Raw genomic sequence first — 21156 nt, forward strand, 5'->3', positions numbered from 1 at the left:
CGGTTTACCCACGTAAGCTCATCGAAGCGCTGCCAGGCGATCTCATGAATTCCCGGCAACATCATTATTGCGACTCATACATTCACAGTCAGCTTCGGCACGCGTAGGCAGCCGAAGAATCAGGCGTGTTTTCTCCTGGGTATCGTAAAGATCGAACCCCGCCTCCACTGCACACGCAAAGCCTAAGCGCCTGGGAAGATATTCTTTTGCAGCAGGGACAGCAGGAACCACCACAAAGCGCTTCAGCATGGCCACCCCCAGGAGACAGTTCTTTAGCATTAGTCCTGTAGGAATGGCCGGAGTAATTCGAAGTTCATTTTCTTTGTAATTACCATCGAGCTTCTCGTCTGAACTTTGCCGTCCCTCATGGATTCCCCTGCATACCTATAATGCAAATGCAAACACACGGCTGCAGGAGCTGATTCGATGAGAGCATTGACCTACCACGGCGCAAACGATGTCCGGGTCGATACCGTCCCAGACCCCATCATCCAAGCGCCGGACGACATCATTCTGAGGGTGACCGCGACCGCCATTTGCGGCTCGGATCTGCACCTTTACCGGGGCAAGATTCCACAGACCGAGGCGGGCGATATTTTTGGCCATGAGTTCATGGGCATCGTCGAGGACACGGGCAGTGACGTTACCGGTTTGCAGGTCGGCGACCGTGTGGTGATCCCTTTCGTCATTGCCTGCGGCAGTTGTTTCTTCTGCCAGCACGACCTGTTTGCCGCCTGCGAAACCACCAACACCGGTCGCGGGTCGCTCATCAACAAGAAAGGCATTCCGCCAGGCGCTGCGTTGTTCGGGTATAGCCACTTGTATGGCGGCATCCCTGGTGGGCAAGCCGATTACGTTCGGGTACCCAAAGCCAATGTCGGCCCGTTCAAGGTGCCCACCGCTCTGGCCGATGACAAGGTGCTGTTTCTCTCCGACATCCTGCCGACCGCCTGGCAGGCAGTTCTCAACGCCGAAATCGGCCAGGGTTCATCCGTGGCCATTTATGGCGCCGGGCCAGTGGGCCTGCTGAGTGCCGCGTGCGCGCAAATGCTTGGGGCCGAAACCATCTTCATGGTCGATGACAAGGACTACCGCCTGGCCTACGCCCAGGACGCCTACGGTGTGATCCCGATCAATTTCGAACAGGATGACGACCCTGCCGACAGCATCATCCGCCACACGCCAGGCAGGCGTGGCGTCGATGCGGTCATCGATGCCGTGGGTTTCGAGGCCAAAGGCAGCACTGCCGAAACGGTCTTGACGGCGCTGAAGATCGAGGGCAGCAGTGGCAAGGCCTTGCGCCAGAGCATTGCGGCTGTGCGCCGGGGCGGTGTTGTCAGTGTTCCGGGGGTGTACGCCGGCTTCGTCCACGCCTTCATGTTCGGCGACGCGTTCGACAAAGGCCTCACCTTCAAAATGGGCCAGACCCACGTACAGAAATACCTGCCAGAGCTGCTCGAGCATATCGAGGCCGGCCGGCTGCAACCCGAAATGATCGTTACCCACCGCCTTGCCCTGGAAGAAGCGGCCATGGGCTACAAGATGTTCGACCAGAAACAGGACAACTGCCGCAAGGTCATCCTGGTTCCCGGGGCTGCGTCCGGAACCCTGGGCTCCAATCACGGGTAAGCACAGGGGGCTAGCAGTTCCCGGCATGCATCCAAAGGAGTTTGACCATGATCGATCAAGCGACAGGCATGAAACCAGGCGAACGATACCGCGTGGAGAACATCGAGCGCGCCCATCAATTTCCCGGTTTCTTCCTGGACGGCAAATATTACCTCGGGCCCGAACTGCTGACGGCGGTCGGCTGGCTCGAAGGTACGACGTTCATTTATGACAGCCTGGATGCGCAAGGTGAGCCGGTGTTCCCGGACCGGGTGGCAGGCACCCTCGAGGGGCTGAGGTTGATGCTGGTGGACGGCACCGCCCTTGAGCTTTCGAGGCTGGACCCCAGCGCCCTCCTCGCGCCTGCGGCGGACGCTGTCGAGCAAGCGCCACAGCCAGCCGAACCGCCACGCCCAGCACCGATAAAGGGCCCGCTGCGGGGCAAAGTGGTGGTCATCACCGGCGCTTCAAGTGGCATAGGCCGTGCCGCCGCACATGCCTTTGCCTGCAAAGGTGCGCGCCTGGTGCTGGCTGCACGCGATGAAGAAGCGTTGTTCGACGTGTTGGATGAGTGCACCGATTGCGGCACGGACGCCGTGGCAATCACCACCGACGTCAGCCGCAGCGACCAGGTGCAAGCGCTGGCCGCGCAGGCTGCCGAATTTGGCCATGGTCGGATCGATATCTGGGTCAACAACGCCGGCGTCGGCGCGGTCGGCAATTTCGAAGACACGCCACTGGAGGCCCATGAACAGGTCATTCAAACCGACCTGATCGGTTACCTGCGTGGCGCCCATGTGGCCCTGCCCTACTTCAAGGCGCAGCGCAGCGGCACGCTGATCAACACGCTGTCACTGGGCAGCTGGGTTGCCCAGCCCTATGCCGCGGCGTACTCGGCAAGCAAATTCGGCCTGCGAGGCCTGACCGACGCATTGCGCGGGGAGCTGACGGAGTTCCCCGACATCCATGTCTGCGACATCTACCCAGCGGTCATGGACACGCCGGGCTTCAGGGATGGCGGCAACTACACCGGCCACGCGCTCACCCCGCCCGGGCCAGTATACGATCCGGAGATGGTGGCCAAGGCCATGGTGGCATGCGCCATCTCCCCTCGTGCACACACTACGGTCGGCGCAACCGCGCGCCTCGCCCACCTGGCCAGCTTCCTGGTGCCAGCACTCCCGCTGATATCGGGATGGCTGACACGCTGGGGCTTGCACCACAGTCCTGTTGCAGGGGTTTCCTCGGGCAACCTTTTCGAACCACCCAGTGGCCGGCGCAGCGTGGACGGCGGCTGGCGAAACCGCAAAGGCCATACACCGTTACTGGTGGGCGCGGCAGTCCTCGGCATCATTGCGGGGCTGGTCATCACCCGCTCGCAACGCAGGCGCCGCTGATGTGAACCGCTGAGCATCGCGCAGGAACTTTGCCTGCCGGTGCCCGGCCCTATCTGAGGGCTTACAGTACGAGGAGATAACTGATGAGTGCACAACTTAACGGCAAGCGCGTGGCTTTTCTGGTAACTGATGGCTTCGAGCAGGTGGAACTGACCGGCCCGCGTGAAGCGCTGGAAAACAGCGGCGCAGTGGTCGATATCCTGGGCGAGAAGGATGGCAAGGTACGCGGCTGGAACCATGACAAACCCGCCGACGCGTTCGACGTGGATGCAACGTTCGACAGCGCCGACCTCGACCTTTACGACGCCTTGGTACTGCCTGGCGGCGTGCAGAACTCCGATACGATCCGCATCATCCCTGGCGCGCAAAAGCTGGTGAAAAGCCATGCTGCGGCCGACAAGCCGTTGGCCGTCATCTGCCACGGTGCCTGGCTGCTGGTGTCCAGTGGTCTGGTCAAGGGCAAGCGGATGACCAGCTACAAGACGTTGCAGGACGACATACGCAATGCGGGTGGCCAGTGGGTGGATGAGCAGGTGGTGGTGGACGGCAACCTGATCACCAGCCGCCAACCAGACGATATTCCGGCCTTCAACGAGCAGTTGATCAAAGCGCTGGCAGGCTGATTTCAGCGGCCTGCACCGCGCCCTCCGGAGGTGCTTCGGCGCGCCTGGAGGGCGCGGGTCACGCCAGCTGTATGTAAACCGAATAGGTGCCCAGCAAGACCCAGAAGCCGAGAAAGATCCAGGGCGTGCGCAGGGAAAACAGCAGCGATTTGCGGTGCCCAGCCTGAGAGGTTTCCGCTTCACAAAACAAAGGCGATTCGTCATACGCCAAGCCCATCATCGGCTCACTGCGCAGCAAGTGGCTTTGCTTGAGCTGCCAGTGCTCGATGATCCGAAAGGCCGCGCGAATACCTGGCCAGGCGTTCAGCGAACTGAGCACACCGAGCAGTGCGAGGAACGCCGGCACTATCAACGTGAACATCTCGCCCCAGCCGTCGTTCAGGTTGCTCATCGACGAGACGAACGCGATAACCAGAAATGATTGAGCCGCCAGGTAAGCATCGGTGCGATTGGCCAGGATGGTGGTTTCGTACTGGATTTCGCGTCGATAGAAATCCAGCCGCTCCTTTGGGGTACCGAACATCCTTGCATTCTGCTGATCGATCTCATGTTCGGGGGTGGTAGGCGTGATGATTCTAGGCACTTCTATGCTCCAGTTTGAGGGTCGAGCCTTGCACGCGAAGCGCGAGACGCGTGAGCGGTAGAGCTATCCCACGCTTGAGAATTCAATGGAAATCCAAGACCGACCGCCCGTCGCGCGAACCCTGAACTCACCCCAACACCGGCCTCTTGCACCGTTCGAACGGTAATGAGCGTTCTCAACTGCAGGAGCTGCCCCCATGAGCGACTACCCCTCTCCCCCATTCCCCTCTCAACCGCAAAGCGTTCCAGGCTCGCAACGCAAGATGGAGCCGTATCCAGACTGCGGTGAGCAGACCTATAGCGGCAACAATCGGCTCGAAGGCAAAATCGCCCTGATCACCGGCGCCGACAGCGGCATCGGGCGCGCGGTGGCCATTGCCTACGCCCGAGAGGGCGCCGACGTTGCGATTTCCTACCTGAATGAGCACGAAGATGCGCAGGAAACGGCGCGTTGGGTGGAAGCTGCTGGCCGGCAGTGCCTGCTGCTACCGGGTGACCTGGCGCAAAAGCAGCACTGCTACGACATCGTCGACAAGACTGTGGCGCAGTTCGGTCGTATCGATATTCTGGTCAACAACGCCGCGTTCCAGATGGCTCATGAGGGCCTGGACGAAATTGACGATGATGAATGGGTGAAGACCTTCGATACCAACATCACCGCTATTTTCCGGATCTGCCAGCGCGCTTTGCCGTCGATGCCCAAAGGCGGGTCGATCATCAACACCAGCTCGGTCAACTCCGACGACCCGTCACCCAGCCTGTTGGCGTACGCCGCCACCAAAGGCGCCATTGCCAATTTCACCGCCGGCCTCGCCCAGCTGCTGGGCAAGCAAGGCATCAGGGTCAACAGCGTGGCCCCAGGCCCGATCTGGACACCGCTGATACCTGCCACCATGCCCGATGATGCCGTCAGGAACTTCGGTTCGAGCTACCCGATGGGGCGGCCAGGGCAACCGGTGGAGGTCGCACCGATTTATGTATTGTTGGGTTCTGATGAGGCCAGCTACATCTCGGGGTCACGCTACGGCGTCACGGGTGGCAAACCCATTCTCTGATGGCGGTTCTTAGCCAGGTGCTTGGCCGGCGAACGCTGGCCGTAGACCAATCATCACGCTCGTTGAACCCTAACGTTGCCGCCCACTCCACTTCATAAGCTTTGTACGAAACCCTGTAGGAGCTGGCTTGCCGGCGATCGGCTGCGAAGCAGTCGCAAAACCGATATCCGCGCACTGCCAGACAGGACGCGGATACAGAATTTACGACTGCTTCGCAGCCGATCGCCGGCAAGCCAGCTCCTACACCCAATACTTCGTACAGCGCCTGGGAAGCCAGAATGTATCCACCGTGAAGAGGTGTCTCCATGAACGCGATCGATCTGCTGATTCAAGACCATAAGCTGGTCAAGAAACTGCTAGAAGAACTTTCCTCGACCACCGAACGTGCCGTAAAAAAACGCGCTGAACTGCTGCACCGCATCGAGCAGGAACTGCAGGTCCATACGGCTTTGGAGGAGGACATTCTCTACCCGGCGATCAAGCAAGCCGGGGGTAAAGAGGAAGCCAAGATGTATTACGAGGCCAAGGAAGAACACCGCACGGTCGACTCGCTGGTGCTCCCTGACCTGCTGCATACCGAAACCGGCACCCTCGAATTCGCCGGTCGAGTGAAAGTCATGAAAGAGCTGCTTGAGCATCACATCGAGGAAGAGGAAGGCGAGCTCTTCCCTACTGCGAAGAAGCTTCTCGGTAAAGATCAGTTGGAAGAGCTGGGCGTCGCCATGGAAGCTCAGAAAAAACTGCTCAAGGGCGAGCAGCGGGCTGCTTGAATCAAGGGTACTGGGTTTGCCACGGCATCTTCAGCGCCTTTGCGATCGAGCGCCGCCCGCGCGGCGCTTCGCCAAGCGCTTGCCTTGGGATCTTAAGCGCCTTTGAGACCGAGCGCCGCCCGCGCGGCGCATCGCGGGCAAGCCCGCTCCTACATTTGTTGCAACGTGCCATGGCCTGTGAGGCCATAGTTGCCAGCCTTGTTGGCATGACGCGATTTTTCGGCTGGCGCTGCCGGCGCCTCACCTGTCTTCAGCCATGCGCCAAGGCGAACAACCATGGCCTGGCTGGAACGGCGCGTTGCAACAAATGTAGGAGCGGGCTTGCCCGCGATGCGCCGCGCGGGCGGCGCTCGATCTCAAAGGCGCTGAAGATCCCAAGGCAAGCGCCCCGCGATGCGCCGCGCGGGCAGCGCTCGATCTCGGTCTCGATCACGGTGAAAACGCCCAGCCGATCCCTGGCCAAGGCTCTACCCAGCACGTCTCATCGATCCCGCTGATGATTACTATCAAGCGTCCTGCTTGTTTGCCCACCAAACCCTCCTCGTATAATCCCCTTCAATTTTCCCCCTTCCCCCGCCTACCGCAGGCGCCTTCCCCTTGGAACCCAACCCCATGCCAACCCCCAACCAGGCCCATGACGGCCCACCCGAACACAATCAACAAAGCGTCAAGCAGCAGTGGCTGGCGATTCTTTCGGTCGCGGTGGGCGCCTTCGCCCTGGTGACCAGTGAGTTTCTCCCGGTGGGCGTGCTCAACGATGTCGCCAGCGACCTGGGCATCAGCGCCGGCCACGCTGGCCTGATGGTCACCCTGCCCGGCATCATGGCGGCCCTCGCCGCCCCGTTGCTGTCGGTGGGCATCGGCGCCCTGGACCGTCGCTACCTGCTGATCAGCCTGACGCTGATCATGATCATCGCCAACGCGGTGGTGGCCTACGCCAGCGATTTCAACCTGCTGCTGTTCGGGCGCGTGCTGCTGGGCATCAGCATCGGCGGCTTCTGGGCTACTGCGATCGCCCTCAGCGGCCGCCTGGCGCCCAAAGGTGTGGGCGTTGCGCAGGCTACCTCGATCATCATGGTTGGGGTGACCCTGGCCACCGTGCTGGGCGTGCCTGTGGGCACCTGGTTGAGTGGCCTGATGGGCTGGCGTATGACCTTCCTGGCTACCGCGCTGCTGGGCGTACCGGTATTGCTGGCGCAGGTTCTGCTGCTGCCGCGGCTCAACCCCGACAAGGCCATTCGCATCAGTGACCTGCCGGCGCTGTTCATCAACCCGCAAGCCCGGGTTGGCTTGATCGCCGTGTTGCTGATCGGCCTGGCGCACTTTGCCGCGTATACCTACGTCGCCCCCTTCTTCAAACAGAACGCCGGCTTTGATGGGCCGACCATCAGCTCGCTGCTGCTGCTTTATGGCGTGGCCGGGGTCATGGGTAATGTGTTCGCCGGTTTTGCCGCCAACAAAAGTGTGCGTCACACCCTGTTGCTGGTGGCACTGCTGATCGCCACCAGCACTGCCCTGTTCCCCTACTTCGCCACGGGCATGACCGGCGCTGTGATGTTGATCGCGCTGTGGGGCTTTGCCTTCGGTGCCTTCCCGGCGTGCGCCAGCATCTGGATGTTCGTGGTGGCGCCCAAGGACGTCGAGCGCGGTATGCCGCTATTCGTCGCCATGTTCCAGGTGATCATTGCCTTAGGCTCGTTCTTCGGCGGGCAGATCGTCGACCAGCTGGGCAGCCCGGTGCTGTTGAGCCTGGCCACCGCCCTGGTGGGCTGCGGCTTTGTCACCGTGCTGGTGCTGGGGCGTAACGTCAGTAACAGCCTGGCAGCCCAACCCGGCTGACAGGCCTGTGGCCGCCTGGGCCAGGCGCTGGATGGCATGGCGAATTTCGCCGGTATCCAGCGAGGCGAAGCCCAGGCGCAAGGCATTCTCCGGGTGCCCATCAGGTGAGAACTGCCGGCCGCCCCGCACCACCAGGCCAAGCGCCAGTGCGTTGGCGGCCAACTGCTCGACGTCGATAGACGCGGCAAACTCCACCCACAGCGCCAGCCCGCCTTCCGGCTCCTGCACCGATATCTGATCGCCAAAGGCCTCGTGCAGGCAGCTCAGCAGGGTTTGCCGACGGCGACGATACTCGCCAGACACACGGCGCAGGTGCTTTTTCAGCTCGCCGTCATTGATCAGGTCCGCGAGCATCCGCTGCATCACCGCATCGCCCTGCCCCAGGGTCAGCACCGCGGTACGCTCCAGCACCTCGATCACGTTCGGCGGCGCAACGATGAAGCTGCAGCGGAAGGTACTGCCCAGCGACTTGGACAGCGAACCGATGTAGATCACATGGCGCTGCAACCGGTCACTGGCCAGGGGCAGATACGGCCGGCCGGCAAAGTGATATTCATGGTCGTAGTCTTCCTCGATCACGCAAAAGTCGTGCAGCCGCGCCAGCTCCAGCAACTGCTGCCTGCGTGCAGCATGCAGGCTGACCGTGGTCGGGAACTGGTGGTGGGGGGTGAGGTACATCATGCGCACGTCGTGCAGCTGGCACAGTGCATCGATCTGGTCGACCCGGCAGCCCTCCTCGTCCAGCTCGACGGTCACCAGCCGCGCGCCGAGCTTGCGGAAAATCTCCCACGCCGGCGGATAGCTCAGGCGCTCCACCAGCACCACATCACCGGGCTTGAGCAACGCGCTGGCGGCCAGGTACAGCGACATCTGCACCCCTTGGGTGAGGCATATGTGCTCGGCCCCAACGTTGAGGCTGCGGTTATGGCGCAACATGTCCGCCAGCGCGCTGCGCAGGTACTGGCTGCTGCTCTCGCAGCCGTGGCGCACGGTGTTGGTGGTAAAACTCTGGCGCAAGGCCTTGCGGTAGTAGCGATGAAGCACGGCCTGTGGCAGCAGGCGATGGTCACAGGCACCGTTGTCGAAAAACAGCGCACCCGGCTGGTGCTGCAGCGCGGTGGCCTGTTCGCCCTGCGTGAAATAGGCCACGGCCGGCGCCTCGCGCAGCGGCAAGGCAAACGCCGGCGGCGCACCACGGGCCGGCACCGCCCCGGTCGCAAGCTGATGGCTGACGAATGTGCCCCGGCGCTGCACGCTCTCCAGCCAGCCTTTGGTGACGGCCTCTTCGTAGGCGAGTATCACTGTCTTGCGGTTGACGTTGAGCAACTGGGCCATTTCCCGCGTGCCGGGCAGCATCGTGCCGGGGCGCAGGCGCCCTTCGGTGATGGCGCTCACCAGGCCTTCGACGATCTTTCTGTAGGAAGCCTGCGGCTGTGCCCCATCGAGTTTGAGCAGCGGCCGCCACTTGCGAAGCTGGACCATGTGAATTATCCAGAACTGGAGGTTCTTATGGTCCTAGTCTATCGCAACAATCTCACCTCTCCTGCCCCGATTTCAGCCCGAGGTGTGTATGCCCAATCGCCACGTCATCCAGTTGTCGCCCTCAGACAAGTCGTTCGAAGCCGCCGATGAACTGCTGCTCGACGCCATGCTCGCCAGCGGCCTGTCGGTGCCCTTCTCGTGCCGCCGCGGCGCCTGCGGCTCGTGCAAGGTCACAGTGGTTTCGGGCGAATACCGCGCCAAGCAGTGCTCAGGCGATACTCCGGCGCCCTCCTACCCGCTTGCCAGCAACGAGATGCTGCTGTGCCAGAGCCATGCCTGCAGTGACATGCGCCTGGCGATCCCCGGCTGGTCAGTGGATACACCGACGCTTGAAATCAAGGCCACGGTGGCGAGCAAACGCGACCTAAGTACGGATATCGTCGAACTGGTGCTGCAACCCGCGCAGCCCGTCGATGTACGGCCCGGCCAATACGTGAGGTTGCGCCTCGGCAATGGCGACAGCCGCTGTTTCTCCATCGCCAACCTGCCCGCGCAGGACCAGGGGCGGCTGGTATTTCACATTCGCACGGTCAGCGGTGGGCTGTTTTCCGAAGGCATCCTGCCGGCGCTGCAAGCGGGCGATGCGCTGATGCTTGAAGGGCCGGTGGGTGCCTGCACCTGGCAGCACGACGATCAGCGCCCCGTGGTGCTGTTCGCCACCGGCACCGGCTATGCCGGCATCAAGCCGTTGCTGCTGACGGCCTTGGCGCGCCAGGCCGAGGTCACCCTGTATTGGGGCGGCGCATCGCTGAGCGACCTCTACGACAGAGAGTTTCTTGACCAGGCCAGCCTGCGCGACCCGCGCTTTCGCTGGCACCGGGTATTGTCGGCGCACGCCCGCGTACAGCAGCAAGCACTGGCCCATTCCCACGACTGGGCCGCCAGCCAGGTCTATGCCTGCGGTAATGCTGCGATGATCAGCCAGGCTCGCGAACAGTGCCTGGCAGCCGGTGTGCCGGCGCATCGTTTTGTCGCCGAGGCCTTCGTGCCCAGCGGCGCAGTGGCGCCGGCCACTGCGGTGGCTAACGCCTTCGACCCCGTGCTGGAAAAAGTCGGCCCGCGCTATTCACTGGACGGCATGCTCGCAGCCCGCGAACAGACGGTACGGGCCCTGGCCGCAATCGCCAGCCAGTTGAAAGTCGGCATGACCACCGCCCAGGCCCTGAAGATGGCCGATAAGACGTTAAAGGCAATGGGGGCGTCGCACACCTGGCACCCGACCTACATCCGCTTCGGTGACGACACCGTGCGCACACCGCGCCAAGGCATCGACCCGCAGCGCAGGCTGCGCGCCAGCGATATCGCGGTGGTCGACCTCGGCCCGGTATGGGATGGCTATGAAGGCGATTACGGCGATACCTTCGTCTTCGGCGAGCACCCCCTGCATCACGCCTGTGTCAAGGCGCTGCACGAAGTGTTCGAGGAAACGCGCCAAGCCTGGTGCACCGGGTTGACCGGCCGTCAGCTGTACGATGTGGCCGAGCGCAGCGCCTTGGGTAAAGGCTGGCAGCTTGAGCGCAACCTGGCGGGGCATCGCGTCACCGACTTTCCGCACGCCCTGTTCGGCCAGGAAAAACTGGCCGAACTGGAGATCGTACCGAGCGAAATGGTCTGGGTGCTGGAGGTTCAGCTGTGCCACCCCACAGAACCGGTCGGGGCGTTTTTCGAGGACATCCTTGTCGGGGCCTAGCCCGGCAAGCTGTCAGCACCCAACAGCGACGCCCACTCAGGGACGCACGGCGGTCACTTCGATCTCGACTCGCCAGGCTGGGTGCGCCAGGCCGGCGATCTGGAACGCGGAACGCGCAGGCAGGATCGGCTGCTTGGCGGCAGGCCCGAAGAACTGCGTATAGCCCGCCATGAAGCCGTCGAAGTCCATCTTGCCGCCGTTCTCCGGGCCGCCGACCAGGAAGACTTGCATCTTCACCACATCCTTGAGCCCCAGGCCAAGGCCCTTCAGCTGTTGCTGGATGTTTTCAAGCACATTGATGGTTTGGGCCTTGGTATCGCCAAAGGATTCCAGCGAATCCTTGGGTGCATCAGGGTGAATGGCCGACGGCACCGAACCGCTGAGGTAGACCATCGTTTTACCTGCGGGCACTTCCACCGCCGAGGAAATCGGGAAGCTGCCTGCACCGTGGCGCACGACGTCCTGTGCGTGGACGGCACCGGCGCCAGCCAGGGTCAGGGCCAATGCGGCGACGGTCTCAACTGCGACTTTCATACGTTTCTCCTGAAAACTGCCTAGGGTGTGTGCACGCATCTTCGAGGCGTGCACAGGGTCATTCCATTGTTAAGTGGGCTTAGAAGCGATACAGGCTGAAAGGCTTCGGGTCCAGCACCGGCGCACTGCCCAGCAGCAGGTCTGCCGTCAGTTCGGACGACACCGGGCTTTCTGTCATGCCCCAACCTGTAGCGGTATTGAGGACCAGGCCCGGGTACTCGTCGACCCGCGAAATGATCGGGTTCTCATCGGGGGCGATAGCCATGGCACCGCTCCATTGGTCGAGCAACTTGGCCTCGCCGAAGGCAGGGAACTCGACCTTGAGTTTTGCCAGGGAGGCATCCAGCTCCGGAATATCCGGGGCCGCCGTCATCAGCCGGTTTTTCTCGAAGGGCGAGACTTCATCCAGCTTCCAGTGTGTGGGCTGCATGAACGAGTCGATCAGTTGCCTGTTCAGCGCGATGTGCACCGGGAAGTCGGGAATCGCCAACAGCGGCAGGTACTTGTAGCCATACATCAAGGACTCTTTGACCACCGGGGCAACCACCACACGTGGCGAGGTGGCGTAGGTGCCGTCGGCCTGTTCGCGGAAGTAGATGTTGCCCGGCAGCGCAACGTTGCCGCCCGGTGCATGGGGCGCCGCGCTGATGATCTGCTGGGACTGGTAAGCGGGCAAGGTAGGCACATCCACGCCCAGGTTCTGCATGAACAACCTGGACCACGCACCGCCGGCCACGACCACACGCGCCGTGCGGATGGCGCCTTTCTCGGTCACCACATCGGAGATCGCGCCTGCCTGAGTTTCCAGGCCTCTTGCGGCGCAGTGGGTGTAGATCCGCACGCCCATCTTCTTGGCGTAGTCGGCCATTACATAGGAGGCGCGCTCGGCATCCAGGCTGCCGGAGTCTTCCTCGAAGCCGGCAACGCTCCAGCTGGATGAAGCGCCGCGCAGACGCTGCTGAAGTTCACTGCCCTGGATGATGCGCGTCTTGAAGGGAACATCCGCACCCACTTCACGGGTTTTCAGATCGATCCACTTTCTGACGCCTTCCAGGTCCTCTTCGTCAAAGGGCACTTCCACCCGCCCTTGCGTGCGGTAACTGGTATCGACACCCACTCTGGCGTTCATTTCGCGCCACCGTTGCTTGGCAAGATGGTGCAACTGGAAAGTCGCATCCGGCATCTTGTAGGTCATGACCTGGCCATAGAACCTGCAAGACTGTTCGCCGGCAATTTCACCTTTTTCAACGACAACGACCGAGAGGCCACGCTCGACCAAGTTGATCGCTGTCATCAGCCCCAGGATACCAGCACCGACAACGACAACGTCTGCCTGCTTGGGCAGCGCGCCTTCGGTGCCTTGCACAAAACCAAACCTGGGTTTGCCCGGTATCAGCCTGCCCTCGCGCGTCAGCAACGGTGTCAGTACCCCCGCGGCCCCTGCAGCAGCCACCACGCCGCCACCAATCAAAAACTTCCGCCTGGTCATTCCCATGACACTTCCCTTTCCTTGCATGCGTTGTAGCTGATTCAAAGGCGGCCATTCTGGTGACGGGCCTTGGTGGAAAGAATCGCTGGGGGCAAATACTTAGTTCAGGCATTTCGTAACTTTCACACAGGGGCTCGCCACGGTATGTTCAGCGCCTATGAGATCGAGCGCCGCCCGCGCGGCGCTCGGTTTATGCATCACCGCGAGAACCAAGCCAGGCTCCCGGTAGCCCCCACCCACCCAACCCAAGGATTACCCATGCTCTACGTTGTCATGCTTGGCGGGCGCCACCCCCGCGCCAGTATCGAGGTCCACGATGTGGTATTCGCCCAGGCCGACGCGCTGGAACACACCTATGCGCAATTGCGCAACGCCTGGTTCGGCAGCACGAGCGGGCTGCACATCGACTCCTGGCTGGAGGTGCATGGGGTGGACGGTTACCGCATCGAATTCACCCAGGCCGCGCCGCAACCCGGGGCCATGCGTTTGTTCTTCCTGAACCTGGGTGGGTACGAGCGCCAGGTCTTCGGCGAGGCCCACCGCTACCTGCTGGTGGCTGCCACCGACAAGGCCGCTGCCAAACAACTGGGCAAGCAGCGAATGGCCGCGGGCTGGTTGAAACCGCATACCGACGCGGTGCTGGATGTCGACGATTGCCTGCCGATCGACCTCGTGGCCGGGCGCTACGTGCAACTGGTCGAAGGTGACCATCAGGGTATCGTGCAACGCAGTGACTACATCCTGATTTAGCACGTATGGCACAGCCCGCTCGCTGGCGGGTATCTTGCAGGCCCTGGTCAACCAACAATAACGAGTCGGGTCGCGTGAAATTTCATCAAATCAAAGCGCTGGTAGCGGTCGATCAATGTGGCAGCATCAATGAAGCGTCGCAGCGGCTGCATGTCACTCAACCGGCGCTGAGCCGCTCGATCAAGGAGCTTGAGCGTGAACTGGGGCTGACGCTGATGCAGCGCACTTACAAGGGCATGTCGCTGACCGATGAAGGCCGGCGCATCCTGCGCCACGCGCAGATGGCGGTCGAAAGCATGCGCCGCCTGCAAATCGAGGCCGACAACATCCATGACACCGCTGTCGGTGAAGTGGCCGTCGGCGTCACCTCGCTGACGGCGGTGCTGCCAGGCTTTGGGCAGTGCGTCAGTGATTTCCAGGCGAAAAACCCGCGCGTGCAACTGAAGCTCACCGAGCAGCGCCCAAGCCAGATCGTGCAACGGCTGCGCGATGGCTCGCTGGACTTTGCCCTGACGTCACAACAGAACACCCAACGGCTGAACCTGGACTGGGAGGCCGTGCAGCGTATCGAGGGCAATGTGTTCTGCAGCCCCACCCACCCGCTGCGCCATTCACGCTCGTTGCGCCAGTTGCAGTACGCCAACTGGATCAGCCTGGATGCGGTGGCCGACCGCTCCTCGCAGTTCTATCAAATGTTCGAGGTCAATGATGTCAACCCACCGCAGAACGTCATCGAATGCTCATCCTTGCTGCTGGCATTGGGCTTGATGGAGAGCGCCAATGCGTTCATGACCCTCAGTGATTTCGCCGCAGCCAATACCCTCACTGCAGGGCAGGCTGCGAAGCTGACCCGGGTCGCCGTCGAGGAAATCATCCCCGAATACCCCATCTACCTGGTCTGTGTCGATCGGCACGCACTGACCTCGCCGGCCAAAGAACTGTTCCACAGCCTGCGAACCCGGCTGCAGCGCTAGAAGTGGTAATACATGCCGATGGCGACGTTCTGCGGGTCGTCGCCCACCTGTTCGAGCGGGATGCCGGCATAGCTGATTGCGGAGCCGGGGCGGTTGGCGATCAGTGCCAGCCGCCCGTAGATCGCCCACTGCGGGCGCAGAAAGTGGTCATAGCCGAGCATCATCCCGTAGGCGTCCTTGTCGCCGAACTCGATATCGCGCTTGACCAGCGCCAGCCGTGCAACATCGGCTTTGCCCACCGGCGCACTCAAGCCCACGGTCCATGCTTGCATGCTGGGGGTGGCGCGGTTGCCCACGTCCTGGCGCTGCCAGGTCAGGCTGCCCGCCACCGGGCCGAAGTCATGGAACACCGAAGCGCTCTTGAAGTAGTTGTGGGTCTGGCGATTGTCAGCGCCCCAAGGGTCGCTGAGGTAATCATTGAACGACCCCAGCAGAATCCACCGGGCATTGCCGTATTGCACGCTCACACCCTTGCCACGCACCGTCTTGCCTGAGCTGGCGGTGTCGTTGAAGCCGAAGCTAACCGCGCTGCCCAGGCTGAAACCTGCAAACTTGGGGGTGGTGTAGGCCAGGGTATGTTTGGGCCGCATGTCCAGGTAAAACGCGCCATTGCCCGCGGGTGGGCTCGTCAGGTAGGTGTAGGGCGAACCGTAGGTGGCCAGGAACGGGTCGGCGTAAGTGGGCGTCCCCATGCCGTAGGTCTTGCCGAACTCCAGCTTGCCGTAGTCGCGCGAACGCAGTGCGACCACTGCCAGGCGCAACCCGCCGATCTGTTTCCAGTGCTGCGAAAACGCTTGGCCGTTGACGTTGAAGCCCTCCTCCACGTCCACTTCGAGCACCGTGTCCGCGCCGAGTGCCTTGCGCATGTACAGCCCCAGCTTGTTGGTCCAGGCACCGCCACCGGCAAGCTTGTAGCCCGAGTAATGGCCAGAATCCTGGTAGTTCACGAAGGCATCGAGCGTGCCATACAGCTTGAATGTGTCGTCGTAACCCTTGTCCACGTTGTAGTAACCAAAGCCCGATGCCACCCGCCCAATCGCGGGGAACCCCTCGGCCTCGCTTGCCAGCGGCAGCCCGAGGCCGACGAGCATGGCGGCCAGTGATCCAGTACGCGCAGCGAACGCCCCCATTGCAGACTCTCCGTGGAAGTGGGTACGGGTTCGCAGCCTCCACGAAAATAAAAACGCCCGGAAATCGCCAATTTGATAGGGCTATGCCTTTTTGTTAATTGGCTGCTCGTGAATCGGGGAAAAACACATCAGGCGCCTGCGAAATGCGACGCAAACAAGCGCCCGCGCACGGTGTGTTGCCCAACTTGCCGTCCACCAAGGGCCAGCAATGTGTGCATTGACCAAGCAGATGCACCGTTGGCGCACGCGCTTGGTGCGCTAGCGGCCTGCAAACGGGGACCTTATTAACCAACGGTAATGTGCTTGCAAAAAGCGCAAGTGATTCACGGCCCGGGTTACCCGATAGTTCGTTCACAACACGAATGACTCGGAGAGAGCCCATGACTACCCTGCACTCGGACACCCGACTGGCGAACGACGCGATAGCCGTCGAGCAACCTGCCGTCGGCTCCCGGCGCGCCACCGTGGCGTGCGCGTTAGGCAACGCCCTCGAGATGTACGATTTCACCATCTACAGCTTTTTTGCCGTGGTGATCGCGAAGAACTTCTTCCCGGCGCAATCGCCGGTCGCCTCGTTGTTGATGTCGCTGACCGCGTTCGGCGTGGGCTTCCTGATGCGCCCGGTGGGGGCCATGGTGATAGGCCGGCTGGCCGATCGAAAAGGCCGCAAGGCGGCCCTGACCCTGACCATCCTGCTCATGACCCTGGGCACTGCGCTGATCGCCTTTGCACCCACCTACCAGCAAGCCGGCGTCTACGGCACCGTGATGCTGGTGATCGGGCGCCTCACCCAAGGGTTTTCCGCCGGCGGTGAAATCGGCACGGCATCGGTACTGCTGATGGAATCCACCACCCCACGCAGCCGCTGCGCGAGCGTCAGCTGGCAAGCCGCCAGCCAGGGCTACGCGGCCCTGGTAGGGGCTGGCATCGGCCTGTTGCTGAGCAGCATACTGAGCACCCCGGACCTCGAGGATTGGGGCTGGCGCGTGCCGTTTCTGATCGGCCTGCTGATCGGCCCGGTGGGCTTGTACATCCGCCGCTGCATGCCCGAAACCCTCGAACAGCCAGCCCCGCGCAAGCCTGGCCCTGCCCTTGCCAAGCCTGACTGGCGCACTGTGATCGACCTGCGCAACACCCTGCTGGCCACCGGGTTGATGGCCAGCGCCACCATCGGCATGTACCTGTTCATCTTCTACATGCCCTCGTACCTGATCACCACGCTGCACTACCCACAGCGCAGCGCGATGGCCATCGCCTGTGTCGCAGCCGCGTGCCTGGCGGTCATCAGCCCGATTGCCGGGCGCTACGCCGACCGCCATCGCCTGCGCAAAAAACTGCTGGTGTGGACCGTTGCGTTGCCTGTCATCAGTGCATGGCCAGCATTCTGGCTGCTGTCGCAGACCACAGACCTGTACGCCGCCATGCTCATCGTGGCGCTGCTGGTACTGCCAGGGTGTGTGGGCTCGGGGGCGTTCTTCGCCATGATCATGGAGGGGTTCGCCAAGCCACAGCGCGCGCTGGGTACGTCGGTCAGCTACAGCTTCGGCGTCACCCTGTTCGGAGGCTTCTCGCCGCTGATCGCCACCTGGCTGACGTCGGCACTCGACGACCCACTGGCACCCGCCTTTTACCTGCTGGCCGGCGGGGCGATCAGCCTGGTCTGCCTGAAACTGTTCCCTGAAAACACTGGAAGGGCCTGAACCATGGACACTCGACAACACCACAATGCCTTGAGCGACACCGAACTGCTTGCGTTCAGGGCCCTGCGCCGCCAGATTCATGCGGCACCGGAGCTTGGCGGCGACACCCCGAACACCGCTGAACTGGTGGCTGCCAAGCTGCAGCAATGGGGCTATCAGGTGCACCGCGGGGTGGGCGGCAATGGCCTGGTCGGCGTGTTGCAGAAGGGCCACGGCGCGCGTCGTATCGGCCTGCGCGCCGACATGGACGCACTGCCCATGCAAGAAAAAAACGCCTTCGCCCATGCCAGCCAGATACCCGGCCGCATGCATGCCTGCGGCCACGATGGCCACACGGCGATCTTGCTTGCAGCGGCGTCTCGCTTGGCGACGTGCGCGTTCAACGGCACCCTGAACCTGATCTTCCAACCGGACGAAGAAGGCCTGTGCGGGGCCAAGGCGATGATCGACGACGGCCTGTTCCAGCGCTTCCCGTGCGATGCGATCTTTGCCTTGCACAACATGCCTGGCGCGCCCGTGGGCACTGCGGTGGTGCAAGCCGGGCCCACCATGGCCTCCTCCGAACGGGTGCAGCTGCACATCACCGGCAAGGGTGGCCATGGCGCCATGCCGGAACTGGCGGTGGACCCGCTGCCGGTGGTGGCCAGCCTGATAAATGCCATCCAGACCATCAAATCGCGCAACCTTGGCCCTGAAGAATACGCCGTGGTCAGCATCGGCATGCTGCAGGCCGGCAGCGTGTACAACATCATCCCGGATGAAGCCAGCATGCTGATCAGCGTGCGCACCGACACCCCGCAGACCCAACAGAAGATCAACCAGCGGCTGGCCGAGATCGTCAGCGGCCATGAGCAAGCGTTCGGTGTGAGCATCGCCTTGAGCATCACCCAACTGGCCCCTGCCCTGATCAACCATCGCGCAGAGACAGAGCAGGTGCGCCAAAGCCTGGCGCCATTGTTCGCGGCCGGGCACCTGCACAGCCGCGGCCCGAAGGTCATGGGCACGGAAGATTTTGCCTGGATGCTGGCCGAGGTGCCGGGGTGCTATTTCATGCTGGGTAACGGCGAGGGTGAGTTTCATGGGTGCTCGGTGCACAACCCTCATTATGATTTCAATGACGACCTGATTGGTCTGGGGGCGGATTGCTGGGTCAAGCTAGTGAGTGATTATCTGGTTTGAGCCGTGGCTGCAGGCTTGGCGCTTTGAATGCTCACCTGACGCGGGATGGAACGGCTATCCTCCTGCCGTGGCCTAACCCCAGGTGAATCAGTACGGTCGGCCAGCTGGGCCGACCTCACCCTTGCATTCGGAGACCAGCATGCTTCGCGCCTTTGAACAACGGCTCGACCCTTTCCCGCCCGATGAGGCGCCCCCACCCCCCGTCGGCCTGCTGCGCTTCCTGTGGGCCTGCACCCGGGGCGCCCGCGGCTACATCCTGGCGCTTGCGCTGCTCAGCGCCGGCGTGTCGATCTACGAAGCCTGGCTGTTTTCGTTCCTGGGCCAGGTGGTCGACCTGCTCTCTGCCTGGCAAGCCGGCGGCGCTGCCGATGGCCAGGAAAGCCGGGTGTTGTGGGGCATCGGCATCGTGCTGCTGACCAGCATCGGGCTGGTGGCACTGCGCACGATGGTCCAGCACCAGGTACTGGCGATCAACCTGCCGCTGCGCCTGCGCTGGGACTTCCACCGCCTGATGCTGCGGCAAAGCCTGTCGTTCTTTTCTGACGAATTTTCCGGCCGGGTCACCACCAAGGTGATGCAAACCGCGCTGGCGGTACGCGAGGTGCTGTTCACCGTCATCGAGATCGCACCGGGCATTGGCGTGTATTTCATTGCGATCATCGCCCTGGCTGGCGGTTTCGACCTGAAGCTGATGCTGCCATTCATTGCCTGGGTCGCCTTGTTCGGGCTGGCCATGCTGTACTTCGTGCCGCGCCTGGGCAAGGTCGGCCAGGAGCAGGCCCATGCGCGCTCGTCGATGACCGGCCGGGTTTCGGACGCCTACACCAACATCACCACGGTCAAGCTGTTCTCCCACTCCAAGCGCGAAGCACATTTCGCCCGCGCGGCCATGGAGGATTTCAAGCAGACCGGCTTTCGCCAGATGCGTTTGGTGAGCCAGTTCGAGATCGTCAACCAGGCGCTGGTGGTCGGCTTGATCATGGGCGCAGGCGGCTATGCCCTGTGGCTGTGGCATCAGGGCGAAGTCGGTACCGGTGCGGTGGCGGCGATCACCGCCATGGCCCTGCGTATCAACGGCATGTCGCACTGGATCATGTGGCAGATGACGTCGCTGTTCGAAAACATCGGCACCCTGCAGGACGGCATGGACACCCTGACCCGTGGCCCCAAGGTGCAGGATGCACCGAACGCCGGCGTGCTGGAAACCCGCGGCGGCGCAGTGGCCTTCGACAATGTCAGCTTCAACTACAACGGCGAACGCCAGGTGCTCGATGGCCTGACCCTGAACATCCGTGCCGGCGAAAAGGTCGGCCTGGTGGGCCGTTCGGGTGCTGGTAAATCGACGCTGATCAACTTGCTGCTGCGCTTTTACGATGTCGACAGCGGCGAAATTCGCATCGATGGCCAGAACATCGCCAACGTCACCCAGGACAGCCTGCGCAGCGCCATCGGCATGGTCACCCAAGACACCTCGCTGCTGCACCGCTCCATCCGCGACAACATCGCCTACGGCCGCCCGGATGCCACCGAGGCGCAAATCCACCGCGCTGCGGCCAATGCCCAGGCCGACGGGTTCATCAACCAGCTCAGCGACCGCCAAGGCCACAGCGGCTATGACACCCTGGTGGGTGAACGCGGCATCAAGCTGTCCGGGGGCCAACGGCAACGCATTGCCATTGCCCGGGTGATGCTCAAGAACGCCCCCATCCTGCTGCTGGACGAAGCCACCAGCGCGCTGGACTCTGAGGTCGAAGTCGCCATTCAGGAAAGCCTGAATGAAATGATGCAAGGCAAGACCGTGATCGCCATCGCCCACCGGCTGTCGACGATCGCAGCGATGGACCGGCTAATCGTCATGGATGAGGGGCGCATCGTCGAGCAAGGGACGCATAGCGAATTGCTCGCCAGGAACGGCACCTATGCCAGGCTGTGGCAGCACCAGAGCGGTGGGTTCCTGGGTGAAGATCAAGGGGTGGCCGAGGCGATGGAGTGACTCGTCACCTCAGGGCTACAGCCACCTTTCATGATGATGCTGTTCTTCCGAGTTGTGCATCGCCTGTATTGGGGCCGCTTTGCGGCCCATCGCGACCGGTCCGGCGCCCCGGCTGCTGTGTAGGAGCTGGCTTGCCTGCGATCGGCTGCGCAGCAGTCGTAAATGCTGTATCCGCATTCTGTCTGGCACTGCGCAGATACCGATTTTACGACTGCTGCGCAGCCGATCGCAGGCAAGCCAGCTCCTACAGCAGCCGATCGCAGGCAAGCCAGCTCCTACAGCAGCCGATCGCAGGCAAGCC

General features: G+C 62.4%; 17 protein-coding genes and 1 pseudogene. 12 read left to right on the forward strand and 6 right to left on the reverse strand.

The window, feature by feature from the left end; genetic code table 11:
* Positions 1-42: 42 nt before the first annotated feature.
* Positions 43-249, reverse strand: a complete 207-nt coding sequence (locus tag ACFY68_RS09600) for a hypothetical protein (RefSeq protein ID WP_387526078.1) — start codon at positions 247-249, stop codon at positions 43-45.
* Between the two features lie 177 nt (positions 250-426).
* Between ACFY68_RS09600 and ACFY68_RS09605 the strand changes: the two genes are divergently transcribed.
* From ACFY68_RS09605 to ACFY68_RS09615, 3 genes are all read left to right on the forward strand, one after another.
* Entirely contained in the window at positions 427-1629 is a 1203-nt protein-coding gene (locus ACFY68_RS09605; RefSeq protein ID WP_387526081.1) for a zinc-dependent alcohol dehydrogenase, read from the forward strand.
* A 47-nt stretch (positions 1630-1676) separates the two neighbouring features.
* The gene (locus ACFY68_RS09610) at positions 1677-3005 is read left to right on the forward strand and encodes an SDR family oxidoreductase (RefSeq protein WP_387526084.1); all 1329 of its coding nucleotides are present in this window, start codon (positions 1677-1679) and stop codon (positions 3003-3005) included.
* A gap of 83 nt (positions 3006-3088) precedes the next feature.
* A complete protein-coding gene (locus ACFY68_RS09615; RefSeq protein ID WP_387526087.1) occupies positions 3089-3628 on the forward strand; it encodes a type 1 glutamine amidotransferase domain-containing protein in 540 nt (179 codons plus the stop codon).
* A 58-nt stretch (positions 3629-3686) separates the two neighbouring features.
* Here ACFY68_RS09615 and ACFY68_RS09620 read toward each other — a convergent pair whose 3' ends face one another.
* Positions 3687-4211 carry a hypothetical protein gene (locus ACFY68_RS09620; protein WP_346616020.1) on the reverse strand — a complete coding sequence of 175 codons (525 nt, stop codon included), beginning with the start codon at positions 4209-4211 and terminating at the stop codon, positions 3687-3689.
* A 196-nt stretch (positions 4212-4407) separates the two neighbouring features.
* On the opposite strand from ACFY68_RS09620, the gene ACFY68_RS09625 reads away from it, so the two are divergent.
* From ACFY68_RS09625 to ACFY68_RS09635, 3 genes are all read left to right on the forward strand, one after another.
* Positions 4408-5265, forward strand: coding sequence for an SDR family oxidoreductase (locus tag ACFY68_RS09625; RefSeq protein WP_387526090.1), 858 nt, complete (start codon positions 4408-4410; stop codon positions 5263-5265).
* A 305-nt stretch (positions 5266-5570) separates the two neighbouring features.
* The gene (locus tag ACFY68_RS09630; RefSeq protein WP_387526093.1) at positions 5571-6035 is read left to right on the forward strand and encodes a hemerythrin domain-containing protein; all 465 of its coding nucleotides are present in this window, start codon (positions 5571-5573) and stop codon (positions 6033-6035) included.
* Between the two features lie 612 nt (positions 6036-6647).
* Positions 6648-7874 (forward strand): MFS transporter, encoded by a 1227-nt coding sequence (locus ACFY68_RS09635; protein ID WP_387526096.1) that lies wholly within the window; start codon positions 6648-6650, stop codon positions 7872-7874.
* Here ACFY68_RS09635 and ACFY68_RS09640 read toward each other — a convergent pair.
* Positions 7875-9356, reverse strand: a pseudogene (locus tag ACFY68_RS09640) (PLP-dependent aminotransferase family protein); the annotation flags it as partial.
* An 88-nt stretch (positions 9357-9444) separates the two neighbouring features.
* On the opposite strand from ACFY68_RS09640, the gene ACFY68_RS09645 reads away from it, so the two are divergent.
* Positions 9445-11106 (forward strand): M24 family metallopeptidase, encoded by a 1662-nt coding sequence (locus ACFY68_RS09645; RefSeq protein ID WP_387526099.1) that lies wholly within the window; start codon positions 9445-9447, stop codon positions 11104-11106.
* Positions 11107-11142: 36 nt separating this feature from the next.
* Here ACFY68_RS09645 and ACFY68_RS09650 read toward each other — a convergent pair whose 3' ends face one another.
* A complete protein-coding gene (locus ACFY68_RS09650; protein WP_387526102.1) occupies positions 11143-11640 on the reverse strand; it encodes a RidA family protein in 498 nt (165 codons plus the stop codon).
* Positions 11641-11719: 79 nt separating this feature from the next.
* Positions 11720-13135, reverse strand: a complete 1416-nt coding sequence (locus ACFY68_RS09655) for an NAD(P)/FAD-dependent oxidoreductase (protein WP_387526105.1) — start codon at positions 13133-13135, stop codon at positions 11720-11722.
* Between the two features lie 252 nt (positions 13136-13387).
* Between ACFY68_RS09655 and ACFY68_RS09660 the strand changes: the two genes are divergently transcribed.
* Both ACFY68_RS09660 and ACFY68_RS09665 read left to right on the forward strand, forming a co-directional pair.
* Positions 13388-13879: a DUF1543 domain-containing protein gene (locus ACFY68_RS09660; protein ID WP_387526108.1), complete on the forward strand. Its 492-nt coding sequence runs from the start codon at positions 13388-13390 to the stop codon at positions 13877-13879.
* A gap of 74 nt (positions 13880-13953) precedes the next feature.
* Positions 13954-14853 (forward strand): LysR family transcriptional regulator, encoded by a 900-nt coding sequence (locus tag ACFY68_RS09665; protein ID WP_387526111.1) that lies wholly within the window; start codon positions 13954-13956, stop codon positions 14851-14853.
* On the opposite strand, the gene ACFY68_RS09670 is transcribed toward ACFY68_RS09665, so the two are convergent.
* On the reverse strand, positions 14850-15983 hold the full coding sequence (locus tag ACFY68_RS09670) for a porin (protein WP_387526114.1): 1134 nt from the start codon (positions 15981-15983) through the stop codon (positions 14850-14852). The two genes, ACFY68_RS09665 and ACFY68_RS09670, sit on opposite strands and share 4 nt — an antisense overlap.
* 380 nt (positions 15984-16363) lie before the next feature.
* Between ACFY68_RS09670 and ACFY68_RS09675 the strand changes: the two genes are divergently transcribed.
* From ACFY68_RS09675 to ACFY68_RS09685, 3 genes are all read left to right on the forward strand, one after another.
* On the forward strand, positions 16364-17683 hold the full coding sequence (locus ACFY68_RS09675) for an MFS transporter (RefSeq protein ID WP_387526116.1): 1320 nt from the start codon (positions 16364-16366) through the stop codon (positions 17681-17683).
* A gap of 3 nt (positions 17684-17686) precedes the next feature.
* A complete protein-coding gene (locus ACFY68_RS09680) occupies positions 17687-18862 on the forward strand; it encodes a M20 aminoacylase family protein (protein WP_387526119.1) in 1176 nt (391 codons plus the stop codon).
* Positions 18863-19001: 139 nt separating this feature from the next.
* Positions 19002-20855 carry an ABC transporter ATP-binding protein gene (locus ACFY68_RS09685; RefSeq protein ID WP_387526122.1) on the forward strand — a complete coding sequence of 618 codons (1854 nt, stop codon included), beginning with the start codon at positions 19002-19004 and terminating at the stop codon, positions 20853-20855.
* Positions 20856-21156 lie beyond the last annotated feature (301 nt).

The organism is Pseudomonas sp. NPDC012596, from assembly GCF_042902325.1.
Taxonomy (GTDB): Bacteria; Pseudomonadota; Gammaproteobacteria; order Pseudomonadales; family Pseudomonadaceae; genus Aquipseudomonas.